Annotated in this window: 7 protein-coding genes; 5 read left to right on the top strand and 2 right to left on the bottom strand. The window is 76.3% G+C overall.

What is annotated here, in order from left to right; genetic code table 11:
• Nucleotides 1-65: 65 nt before the first annotated feature.
• Entirely contained in the window at nucleotides 66-1,052 is a 987-nt protein-coding gene (hemB, locus tag NR072_RS07565) for a porphobilinogen synthase (protein ID WP_095694750.1), read from the top strand.
• Nucleotides 1,052-2,386: a glutamate-1-semialdehyde 2,1-aminomutase gene (hemL, locus tag NR072_RS07560; protein ID WP_256836706.1), complete on the top strand. Its 1,335-nt coding sequence runs from the start codon at nucleotides 1,052-1,054 to the stop codon at nucleotides 2,384-2,386. Before hemB ends, hemL begins: the two co-directional genes overlap by 1 nt.
• Nucleotides 2,387-2,414: 28 nt before the next feature.
• Here the strand turns inward: hemL and NR072_RS07555 are convergent, their stop codons facing one another.
• Complete coding sequence (locus NR072_RS07555) at nucleotides 2,415-3,101, bottom strand: 3'-5' exonuclease (RefSeq protein WP_036381094.1); 687 nt, start codon at nucleotides 3,099-3,101, stop codon at nucleotides 2,415-2,417.
• A gap of 44 nt (nucleotides 3,102-3,145) precedes the next feature.
• Between NR072_RS07555 and NR072_RS07550 the strand changes: the two genes are divergently transcribed.
• The 3 genes from NR072_RS07550 to NR072_RS07540 are packed head-to-tail and all read left to right on the top strand — an operon-like array spanning nucleotide 3,146 to nucleotide 10,505.
• Complete coding sequence (locus tag NR072_RS07550) at nucleotides 3,146-3,556, top strand: MGMT family protein (RefSeq protein WP_256836704.1); 411 nt, start codon at nucleotides 3,146-3,148, stop codon at nucleotides 3,554-3,556.
• Nucleotides 3,553-6,993, top strand: a complete 3,441-nt coding sequence (locus tag NR072_RS07545; protein WP_144879518.1) for an ATP-dependent DNA helicase — start codon at nucleotides 3,553-3,555, stop codon at nucleotides 6,991-6,993. Before NR072_RS07550 ends, NR072_RS07545 begins: the two co-directional genes overlap by 4 nt.
• Nucleotides 6,981-10,505 carry an ATP-dependent DNA helicase gene (locus NR072_RS07540; RefSeq protein WP_256836702.1) on the top strand — a complete coding sequence of 1,175 codons (3,525 nt, stop codon included), beginning with the start codon at nucleotides 6,981-6,983 and terminating at the stop codon, nucleotides 10,503-10,505. Before NR072_RS07545 ends, NR072_RS07540 begins: the two co-directional genes overlap by 13 nt.
• On the opposite strand, the gene NR072_RS07535 is transcribed toward NR072_RS07540, so the two are convergent.
• Nucleotides 10,480-11,586, bottom strand: coding sequence for a phosphotransferase (locus NR072_RS07535; protein ID WP_256836700.1), 1,107 nt, complete (start codon nucleotides 11,584-11,586; stop codon nucleotides 10,480-10,482). The two genes, NR072_RS07540 and NR072_RS07535, sit on opposite strands and share 26 nt — an antisense overlap.
• Nucleotides 11,587-11,588 lie beyond the last annotated feature (2 nt).

Genomic DNA, 11,588 nt, shown 5'->3' with positions numbered 1-11,588 from the left:
TGTGGTCCTGAATGCTGTGCTCGCATGGTCAAAACGATTGTCAGACATGCCCTAGACTCGAGGCCATGTCCTTCCCCCATCAGCGTCCCCGTCGGCTCCGCCAGTCCGCCGCCCTGCGCCGGCTGGTCGCCGAGACCCGCATCCACCCGAACCAGCTGATCCTGCCCGCCTTCATCAAGGAGGGCGTGGGCGAGCCGCAGCCCATCGCCTCCATGCCGGGCGTCGTGCAGCACACCACGGACACGCTCAAGGCCGCCGCCGCCGAGGCCGCCCAGCTGGGCGTCGGCGGCATCATGCTCTTCGGCATCCCGGCCCAACGGGACGCCACGGGCTCCGCCTCACTGGATCCGGAGGGCGTGCTCAACGCGGCCATCCGGGACGTCAAGGCGGAGGTGGGGGACGCCGTCGTGGTGATGAGCGACCTGTGCCTGGACGAGTTCACCGACCACGGGCACTGCGGCGTGCTCACCGCGGACGGCGTCGTGGACAACGACGCCACGCTGGAGATCTACGCGCAGATGGGCGTGGCGCAGGCCGAGGCCGGCGCGGACGTGCTCGGCCCCTCCGGGATGATGGACGGCCAGGTCCGCGTGATCCGCGAGGCCCTCGACGACGCCGGCCGCACCGACACCGCGATCCTCGCCTACGCCGCGAAGTACTCCTCCGCGTTCTACGGCCCGTTCCGGGACGCCGTCGACTCCGCCCTGCAGGGCGACCGCAAGACCTACCAGATGGACCCCGCGAACCGGACCGAGGGGCTGCTCGAGGTCTCCCTGGACCTCGAGGAGGGTGCGGACATGGTCATGGTCAAGCCCGCCATGAGCTACCTGGACATCGTGCGCGACGTGGCGGACATGGCGGACGTGCCCGTCTCCGCTTACCAGATCTCGGGGGAGTACGCGATGATCGAGGCCGCCGCGGCCAACGGCTGGATCGACCGGAAGGCCGCGATCATCGAGTCCGTGCTCTCCATCCGGCGCGCCGGCGCCGACACCGTGCTGACCTACTGGGCCGCCGAGCTGGCCCGCTGGATCCAGGAGGACTCGCTCTGATGACGACCACCCCGAACGCGACCCCGACCACGAACGCCGCCGCCTTCGCCGCGGCCCAGGCCGTCATCCCCGGCGGCGTCGACTCACCCGTGCGCGCCTTCGGCTCGGTGGGCGGCACGCCCCGGTTCATGGCCGGCGCACGCGGCCCGTACCTGACCGACGTCGAGGGCAACGAGTACGTGGACCTGGTCTGCTCGTGGGGCCCCATGCTGCTGGGCCACCAGCACCCCGAGGTCGTCGAGGCCGTGCACGCCGCCGTGGACCGCGGCCTCGGCTTCGGCACCTCCACGCTGGAGGAGACCGCGCTGGCCGAGCTGATCGCCTCCAAGGTCCCGGTCGAGCGCGTGCGCTTCGTGTCCACCGGCACCGAGGCCACCATGACGGCCCTGCGCCTGGCCCGCGGCGTGACCGGCCGCAACCTGATCGTGAAGTTCGCCGGCTGCTACCACGGCCACTCGGACGGCCTGCTGGCCGCGGCCGGCTCGGGCGTGGCGACCGCCGCCCTGCCCGGCTCCGCGGGCGTCACCGAGGCCGCCGCCTCCGAGACCCTCGTGGTGGACTACAACGACCGCGCCGCCGTCGAGGCCGTGTTCGCCGAGCACGGTGAGCGCATCGCCGCGCTCATCACGGAGGCCGTGCCCTGCAACATGGGCGTCGTGGAGCCCGCCGAGGGCTTCAACGCGTTCCTGCGCGAGATCACCCGCCGCCACGGCGCGCTGCTGATCTGGGACGAGGTGCTCACCGGCTTCCGCGCCACCGCCACGGGCGGCTGGGGCCTGTCCGGACAGCCCGAGGGCTGGACCCCGGACATCTGGTGCTTCGGCAAGGTGATCGGCGGCGGCATGCCCGCGGCCGCCCTGGGCGGCTCCGCCGAGATCATGGACCACCTGGCCCCGCTCGGCCCCGTGTACCAGGCCGGCACCCTCTCCGGGAATCCGGTGGCCATGGCCGCCGGCCACGCCACGCTCTCCCGCGCCGACGAGGCCGTCTACGCGGCCGTGACGCGCGCCTCGGACGCCGTGCGCGAGGGCCTCGTGGCCGCGCTCGACGCCGAGGGCGTGGACCACTCGATCCAGCGGGCCGGCACCCTGTTCTCCCTGGCGTTCGGCACCTCCGGCACCGGCGTGCGGGACTACCGGGACGCCCAGGGCCAGGAGGTCTTCCGCTACGCCCCGTTCTTCCAGTCGATGCTGGCCTCCCGCGTGTACCTGCCGCCGTCCGTGTTCGAGGCCTGGTTCGTCTCCGCCGCTCACGACGACGCGGCGGTCACCCGGGTGCTCGACGCGCTGCCGGCCGCGGCGAAGGCGGCCGCGGCGGCGACGCCCCAGGGCTGAGACCCGGGTGCGGGTCGGGGCCGGGCGCTCAGCGCTCGGCCTCGACCGGCCAGTGGCGCGAGACGGTGGCCTGCGGGTCCTTGCGTCGCAGGTACTGCTCGAAGCTCTCCGCCTGCTCGGCCTTCCAGCGGACCTGCCGCTCGTGCAGGTCCGTCGGCGCCACGCGCAGCTGCTCGTACCGGGCGGCCAGGGCGTCGGCCACCTGGACGGCGGCGAGGGCGTCCGCCGCGGAGGTGTGCGCGTTCTCCAGGGTCACCCCGTAGTGCTCGGACACCGCGGAGAGCGTGCGCTTGCCCTTGCGGAACCGGTCCACCTGCTTGTCCAGCACGAACGGGTCGATCACGGGGCGGGCCTCGAGCGGCGTCAGCCCGTGGCGGCGCGCCTCCCGGTCCATCACCGTGAAGTCGTACACGCCGTTGAACGCCACCACGGGGATGCCCGCCGCGAACAGGTCCCGCAGGGTCTCGGTGATCTCCGCGACGCCCTGCGCGGCGGGCATGCCCTCCGCCTGCGCCCGCTCCGTGGTGACGCCGTGGACCTCGGCCGCCTCGGCGGGGATGGGCACGCCCGGGTCCACGAGCCACTCGGCCGACGACGCGGCGCGGCCGTGCTCGTCCACCATCACCAGGGTGGCGGTCACGATCAGCGCGGTGCGCGGATCACGTCCGGTGGTCTCGAGGTCGAAGCCGGCGCGGATGCTCTCATGCCAAGTCACGCGCCTCACGCTACCCGGACCGGCGGACACGACAGGATGGGGTCGTGACCGATCACCCTGTGCTCCCCGCCGCTCGCCACCGCGACGACGGACCGCTCACCCTCGGCGAGGGGCTCGAGGCGCTCGCCCGTCTGGTCCCGCCCGGACGCGCCGTCAGCTACGGGGGGCTGGCCGGCCTGCTGGGGGTCGGCGGTCCGCGGCAGGCCGGCCGGGCGATGGCCGAATCGAGCCCCGGCACGCCGTGGTGGCGGGTGGTCCGGGCCGACGGCTCGCTGCCCCCGGAGCTGGCCGCGCGGGCCGCCGTCGAGCACGAGCGGGAGGGCACGCCCCGCACCCCGGCCGGGCGCGTGGACCTGCGCCGGGCCCGCTGGGAGCCCGACGACGGCGCCGCGCGGGCGATCCGTGCGATCGCCGACCGTATCGTGTCCGGGCCCGGTGCGAGGATGGGTCCATGACCAGGGAACACGGGGAGGACCCCTTCGACGACGACGCGGCGGCGCCGGAACGGGCCGCCCGGCTGGTGCGCACGGCCGCCGCGCCCGAGGACCGGATCACGCTCACGGACGAGCAGGAGGCGATCGCCTCGCTCGCCCCCGGGCACGGCGCCGTGCTCGTGCTGGGCGCCCCCGGCACGGGGCGCACCACCGTGGCGGTCGAGTACGCGGCCCGCCGGATCGAGGAGGGGCTGGACCCCGAGTCCCTCCTGCTGCTGGCCCCGAGCCGGGACGCGGCGGCGCGGCTGCGCGACGCCCTGACCCGCCGGCTCGCCGCCGCCGGTCGAGGCACCCGCGCCGTCACTCCCGTGCGGACCTGGTCCTCCTACGCGTTCGACCTGCTGCGCCGCGCCCGCGTCACGGGACCGCTGAGGCATCTGGAGGTCGCCCCCCGGCTGCTCACCGGTGCCGAGCAGGACACGGTCATCGCCGAGCTGCTCGAGGGCTACGCCGCCGGCCTCGCCGCCGCGCCGGACTGGCCGGCCGACGTCGCCCCCGCCGTGGAGGCGCGGGGATTCCGCCGCGAGGTCCGCGAGCTCGTGGACCGCATGAGCGAGCTCGGCCTCGAGCCGGGCCGCCTGCAGGAGCTCGGCACCGCCCACGGGCGCCCCGAGTGGGAGGCCGCGGCCGTGCTGCTGCAGGACTACCGGGACCGGATCGACCTGGGCATGGCCGAGGCGTTCGACGCCGCCGGGCTGCTGTCCGCCGCCGTCCGCGTGCTCACCGAGCGGCATCCCGAGGACCCGGAGCGCGACGCCGCGGCGCAGGCGTTCGTGGCGGCGGAGCGGGACCGCCTGGCCGTGCTCGTGGTCGAGGACCTCCACGAGGCCACCCCCGCCGTGCACGACCTGCTCACCGTGCTCGGACGCGGGCGGGACGTGCTGCTCACCGCGTCGCCGGACACCACCGTGGAGGGCTTCCGCGGCGCCCGGCCCGACCTCCTCGCCCGGTACCCCGGGGTCCTCGACCCCGATCCCGTGCCGGGGGCCGCCCCGCCCGCGTCCCCGGACGGGCGCGTCCGGGTGCTGACGCGCGGGCACCGCATGCGCGCCGAGGTCCAGGACGCCTACCTGCGCGTGGCCCGCCGGGTCCGCCAGCGCACCGCCGGCGTCGAACGGACCCGGACCGAGACCGTCCCGGCGGACGGTGACGGCGCCGTCCGCGCGCACGTCGTGCCCACCCGCGCCCACGAGGACCAGCTCGTCCTCGAACGGGTGCTGCGGGTCCACCACGAGGACGGGGTGCCCCTGGACCGGATCCTCGTGGTCGCCCGCTCCGGCTCCCGTGTGGCCGCGCTCGCCCGCCACCTGGAGGCCGAGGGCGTCCCCGTGCTGCGCGACGCCGCCGGGCTCGTGCTGAAGGAGGAGCCCGCCGTCGCGCCCCTGCTCACGCTGGTGGACGCGGCGGGGGCGCTCGCGGAGGATCCGGAGGCCCGGGTCGAGGACGTGCTCGACCCGGACGAGGTCGTGGGACTGCTCACCGGCCGGTACGGGATGGCCAGCGCGCTGCACGTGCGGCGGCTGCGCCAGGACCTGCTGGCCGCCGAGCGGGGCCGGGGCGGCCGGCGCACCTCGGACGCGCTGCTCGCCGCGGCCCTGCTGGACCCGAGCCTGGCCGGCCCCGAGCACGAGCGGCACCGCGCCCTGCGCCGCGTCCACTGGATGCTCCGGGACGGCCTGGAGGCCGCCCGCGCCCCCTCGGCCTCGCCCGAGACCGTGCTGTGGGCGCTGTGGTCCGCCTCCGGTCGGGCCGAGCGGTGGCGTTCGCTCGCGCTGCGGCCCGCCGAGCACGCGAACGACCGCCGCGAGTCCCGCCGGGCGGACGCGGACCTCGACGCCGTCGTCGCCCTGTTCAAGGTGGCCGAGCGCTTCGTGGACCAGTTCCCGGGCGCGTCGCCCGAGTCGTTCGCCGTCTACATGGAGTCCCAGGACCTGCCCGTGGACACCCTGGCCCGCCGTGCCGAGTCCGGTGACGCCGTGCACGTGCGCACCCCCGCCGCGGCGGCCGGCCAGGAGTGGGACACGGTGATCGTCGTGGGCCTGCAGGAGGGCGTGTGGCCGAACACCCGGCTGCGCGGCCAGCTGCTCGGCGCCACCGACCTCGTGGACCTCGTGACCCTGCCCGCGGACGCCCCGTGGCCCACGGACCACCGCACCCGGCTGCGCGAGGTCCGCCAGGACGAGCTGCGCATGCTCGCGGCCGCGGTCTCCCGGGCACGGCGTCAGGTGGTCGTCACGGCCGTCCGCTCGCCGGATGAGGGCCCCTCCGACTTCCTCGACCTGGTGGACCCGCCCGAACGGCTGCCCGCCGAGGCGCGCGACGCCGCCGGCGTCCGGCGGCTCACCGCGGTCCCCGACCCGATCACGGCGTCCGCGCTCGTCGGCCGGCTGCGCCGCGTCCTGGAGGCCGGGGACGAGGCGGACGCGGCCGACGGGGCGACATCCCGGGCCGCGGCGGCCGCCGGCCTGGCGGTCCTCGCCGAGGACGGCGTGACCGTCGCGGACCCCCGACGCTGGTGGGGCCTGCTGCCGCTGTCCACCGAGGCCGCGCTCGTCGACCCGGAGCGCGAGGTCGTCGCGCTCTCGCCCTCCCGCGTGGAGACGGCCCTGCGCAATCCGCTGAACTGGGTGCTGTACCACGTCGGCGCGAACGCGGGCGGAACCCTCGCCCAGTCCGTGGGCACGCTCGTGCACTCGGTGGCCGAACACCACCCCGAGGGCGTGCCCGAGGACGTGCGCGCCGAACTGGAACGCCGCCTGCCCGAACTCGGCCTGCCGGAGGGCTGGATCACGGAGATCGAGCACGACCGGGCCCGCGGCCTGGTGGACGCCTACATCGGCTACTGGAGCATCGCCCGGGCGGCCGGGCGTCGGCCCGTGGCCCAGGAGGTGCGGCTCCTCGCGGACCTGACCTGGGGCGGGACCACCGTCCGGATCACCGGCGTCGTGGACCGGCTCGAGGCGGATGCGCAGGGCCGACCCTTCATCGCCGACCTCAAGACCGGCCGCAGCGCGCCCACCGGCGCGGAGATGGCGCGCCAGCCCCAGCTGGCCGCCTATCAGGTGGCCGTCCGCGCCGGCGGTCTGGAGCAGGTCCGGGACGACCCCGCCACGGACCCCGCCCTGCGCGCCGCGCTCGCCGGCCTGGAGCACCCCACGACACCGGCCGGCGCGGCCCTCGTCCAGCTCGGCGCCGGCACCCAGAAGACCAAGGTGCAGGACCAGCCGGCCCTCGAGGACGAGGACACCTGGGCGCTCGAGCAGGTGTTCACGGCGGCCCGCCGCACCACGGGGCCGCGCTTCCTCGCCCTCCACGAGGCCGGCGCCCGCCGGTGCGCGCTGCCCTCCGTCTGTCCGCTCTGCTCCGAAGGAAGGCAGGTCACCGAATGGCCCCGCTGACCGGCGATCCCGCCGCCCAGACCGATCGTCCGCGCGTCGAGGACGCGGTCCACTCGCCGGAGGACATCGCGGCGCGGCTGCGGCTGCCCCCGCCCACGGAGGAGCAGGCCGAGGTGGTCACCGCCCCGCTCACTCCGCGCCTGGTGCTGGCCGGCGCCGGCTCCGGCAAGACCGCCACCATGGCCGACCGCGTGGTCTGGCTCGTAGCCAACGGTCTCGTGCGCCCGGACGAGGTCCTCGGCGTCACGTTCACCCGGAAGGCGTCCGGTGAGCTCGCCGACCGGATCAACGGGCGCGTGGACGCCCTGCTGCGCTCCGGCCTCGAGATCCCCGGCTTCGACGGGGAGCCCGAGGACCTGGGCCGCGCCTCGGTGTCCACGTACCACTCCTACGCCGGCGCGCTCGTCAGGGACCACGGCCTGCGGATCGGCGTGGAACCGGAGGCGCGGCTGCTCGGAGGCGCGGACGCCCACCGGCTCATGGGCGCCGTCGTGCGTTCGCATCCGGTGGTCGCGGACACCCTCGGCGTGGCCCCGTCCCGGCTCATCACGCAGGCGTTGCGGCTGGCCGGGGACATGGCCGAGCACCTGGTGACCGCGGACGAGGTGCGCGAGTTCCTCGCCCGGCTGGCCGAGCAGGGGAGCGCCCTGCCCCTGCCCCCGCGCGCCAAGACCCCCTCGAAGGAGATCCAGGAGTTCCTGACCGGCCTGGCGGACCGCGCCCTCATGGCGGACCTCGTGGCCCGCTACGACGAGGTCAAGCGCGAGCAGGACGTCATGGACTTCGGCGACCTGCTGCGCCACGCGGCGCGCATCGCCGTCGAGGTGCCGGCGGCCGGCGAGCAGGAGCGCGCGCGGTTCCCCGTGGTGCTGCTGGACGAGTTCCAGGACACCTCCCACGCCCAGATGCGGATCTTCGCCGGGCTGTTCGGCCCGCGCGGCCCCGAGGACGACGCGCCCGGGCTGGGGCACTGCGTCACCGCGGTGGGCGACCCCCACCAGTCGATCTACGGCTTCCGCGGCGCCTCCGCCGGGCAGCTCTTCGCCTTCCCGCACGCCTTCCCCCGACTGGAGACCGGCCCCGGCGGCGCCCCGCGGCGCGTGAACGCGGACGTCTCGCACCTGACGATCGCGTGGCGCAACGAGGAGTCGATCCTGGCGGTCGCCAACGCCGTCGCCGCACCGCTGAACGCCCACGCCGCCGCGGCGGGCGGCGCGCCGGTGGAGGTGCGCACCCTGCGGCCCCGGCCGGGCGCGGGGGAGGGCGTCGTCCGGGTGGACCGGTTCGTCACCGCGGAGGAGGAGGCCGCCGACGTCGTCGCCCGCCTCGGCGCCCTCACCGGGTCCGGGCCCGGGGGGACCACCCCGAGCCGCGCCGTCCTGTGCCGCACCCGCGCCCAGTTCGGCCCCGTGCTGGACGCGCTCGACGCCGCCGGCCTGCCCTACGAGGTGCTCGGGCTCTCCGGGCTGCTGGCGCTGCCGGAGGTCGCCGAGGTGCTCGCCGTCCTCCACGTGCTGGCCGACCCCACGCGCAGCGACCAGCTCGTCCGCCTGCTCACCGGCCCGCGCTGGCGCATCGGCGTGGCCGACCTCGAGGTGCTGCAGGAGCGCGCCCGGTTCGTCTCGCGGCTGCGGGCCCGGCGGGCCGGCGGTGGGCGGGAGGACCCCGCCGGGGACGCCCCGGACCCGGCCCGGGACGTGAGCCCCGAGGAGGACGCCGACGCCGCCGCCCTGCTGGAGGCCCTCGACTCCCTGCCCGGGGAGGGGACGGACTGGGTCGGCTCGCGCGGCCGCGGCTTCTCACCCGAGGGCCTGGCCCGACTGAGGGCCGTCAACGCCGAGCTGCGCCGGCTCTCTACGCGCACCGGGGAGGACCCGGCCGACCTCATCGCGGAGGTGATCCGTGAGACGGGGCTGGACGTCGAGGTGGCCCTGCGGCCCGGCGTCTCCGCGGCCGCGGCCCGGAGGCACCTGAACGCGTTCCAGGACGCGGCCCGCGACTTCGGCGCCGGCACCACGGCGACGGACCTGACGGCGTTCCTGGCCTGGACGGAGTCCGTCCTCGAGCACGAGGACGGCCTCGGCGTCGAGAACGCCGAGCCCACCCCCGGCCTGGTCCAGGTGCTCACCGCGCACGCCTCGAAGGGGCTCGAGTGGGACGTCGTCGCGGTCCCCGGCCTGCAGGAGGGCACGTTCCCCTCCACGCGGGCGGACCGCTGGACCAGCCCCCGGGCCGGCGCGCTGCCGTGGCCCCTGCGCGGGGACCGCGCGTCGCTGCCGCAGTGGGACGGCTCGTGGGCGCAGGACCAGCGGGACTGGGTCCAGTCGGCCGGCACCGGATACAGCTCGAAGGCGGCCCAGGAGGGCAACCCGGACCCCTATGCCGTGGCCGTGGCCGCCCACGCCGAGCGCGAGGAGCGGCGCCTGGCCTACGTCGCGTACACGCGCGCGCGATCCGCCCTGTGGCTGAGCACCTCCCTGTTCAAGGGAGTCAACAAGGAGCCCCTGCCGGCCTCGGCCTTCCTCGAGGAGGTGGCCGGTCTGGCGGGGGAGGTGCCCGGCGTCGCGCTCGGCCCCGCCCCGGCCGAGGACGACCTGCCCGAGGCCAACCCCGCCGCGGGCCGGACGCTGGTCGCCCGCTGGCCCTTCGACCCGCTCGACGGCCCGGAGGCCTTCGTCGCCGACCCGGAGGACCCCGAGGACGAGGAACGCTGGCAGCCGCTGCCGCGCCGCTCCCGGGCCCGCCGGCACGGGGTGGAGGCGGCCGCCGCGGCCGTGCACGCCGCGGACCCGGCGGCGCTCGGGGACGACCCGGAGCTGGCCCGCCAGGTGGACTGGGTGCTGCTGCGCCGCCGGGACGTCGCCGGGACGGGCGGGGAGACCGCCCTGCCCGAGCACGTCTCCGTGTCCCTCTACGGCGAGCTCGCCGCCGACCCGCAGGCCGTGGCCGAGCAGCTGCGCCGGCCCCTGCCCCGGCCGCCCGCGCACGCGGCGCGGCGCGGCACGGCGTTCCACGCGTGGCTCGAGGAGCGCTTCGGGGCCACCGGCATGCTGGACATCGACTCGGCCGAGGACGCCGCGGACCTGTGGGTCGACGAGGCCCTCGACCTCGGCCCGATGCAGGAGTGGTTCCGCTCCTCGCGCTGGGCGGAGCGCACCCCGGCCTTCGTCGAGGCCCCGGTCGAGACGACGGTCGGCGGGATCACGCTGCGCGGCCGGGTCGACGCGATCTACCGCTCCGGCGGCGACCCCCGCCTGCCCTTCGACCCCGAGGCCGACTGGGAGCTCGTCGACTGGAAGACCGGCGCCGTGCCGCGGGGCCGCGACCTCGAGCTCAAGTCGCTGCAGCTGGCCGTCTACCGGCTCGCCTGGTCACGGCTGCACGGGATCCCGCTGGAACGGATCGGGGCCAGCTTCGTATATGTGGCCCACGGGCAGGAGCGCTCCTTCCCGGACCTGCCGGGGGAGGAGGAGCTCGAGCGTCACATCACGGACGCCCTGGCCCGCCGTTGATCGGCCGCACCACCTCGACGGCGGGCAGCGGCCCCGTCTCCGGGTCCGCGGTCCTCGCGGCCGCGGCCTCCCGGGCGTCCTCCGCCGCATCCCGGGCGTCCTCGGCGGCGTCGGCGGCCGCGTCGGCCTCCGCCTGGCGCGCGGCCGCCTCCTGCGCGGCGCGCACGTCGCCCTCGAGCTCGGCCAGCATGGTCTCCGCCTCGGCGACCATCCCCTCGTCGTGCCGGTCCAAACCCCGCGTGAGCCACTGGGCGAGGGCGAACTCGGCGAGCAGCGCCGCACGGCGCATCAGGTGCGCGTCGCCGTCGTCGGCGGCCCCCGCGTCGGCGCGCCGGGCCGCGTAGGCGTCGAGGACGCGGTCGGCCAGGTCCGGGTCCGTGGCGGCGGCCAGCCAGGCGACGTCGTCGGCCGGATCGCCCACGTGCAGGTCCGTCCAGCCCGTCACGCCCACCACGCGGCCGCGTTCGAGGAGCAGGTTGTCCTCGTGCAGGTCACCGTGCACAGGCACCGGGGTGAACCGCCACAGGGCCTCCTCCTCCATGGCCTCCTCCCAGCGGCGCAGCAGCAGGGGCGGCACGCGGCCGGAGGTGGCCGCCTGGTCGAGGGCGTGGAGGTGACGCTGCCGGATCTGCTCCGCCGTGTAGGAGGGCAGGTCCGCGTGGTCCACGACATCCGAGGACAGCGTGTGGATCGCGGCCAGCACACGGCCCACGTCCTGCACCGCGGGCTCGCCGAGCCGGGCCAGCTCATCCAGGGTGACGGGACGCCCGGGCATGTCCTGGTAGACGAAGGTGCGCAGCCCCTCGAGCCGCACCGCGCCCGCCACGGAGGGCGTGCGGAACGGCAGGCCGGCGCGCACCGCCGGGGTCAGGCCCGCCAGCACCTGCAGCTCCGTCTCGAGACGGATGCCCGCCTCCGGGGTGCGGGGCGAGCGGACCCGCCACCGCTGGCCCTCACCGTCCACGACGACGGCGGTCGAGAAGTCCGCGGGGTCGTCCGGGCTCGCCTCCACGGAGACGGGGGCGAGGCCGGGGACGGCCGCGGCGGCCAGGGCTGCGAGACGAAGGGGCTGACGATCCACCC

This window comes from Micrococcus sp. Mcc89 (genome assembly GCF_024519795.1).
Lineage (GTDB): Bacteria > Actinomycetota > Actinomycetes > Actinomycetales > Micrococcaceae > Micrococcus > Micrococcus luteus.
This window is presented reverse-complemented; position numbering and strand designations above follow the sequence as displayed.

Excerpts from the sequence above, each read along its gene's own strand:
- NR072_RS07545 (WP_144879518.1), top strand. The coding sequence starts at position 3,553 with ATGACCAGGGAACACGGGGAGGACCCCTTCGACGACGACGCGGCGGCG.
- hemL (WP_256836706.1), top strand. The coding sequence starts at position 1,052 with ATGACGACCACCCCGAACGCGACCCCGACCACGAACGCCGCCGCCTTC.
- NR072_RS07540 (WP_256836702.1), top strand. The coding sequence starts at position 6,981 with ATGGCCCCGCTGACCGGCGATCCCGCCGCCCAGACCGATCGTCCGCGC.
- hemB (WP_095694750.1), top strand. The coding sequence starts at position 66 with ATGTCCTTCCCCCATCAGCGTCCCCGTCGGCTCCGCCAGTCCGCCGCC.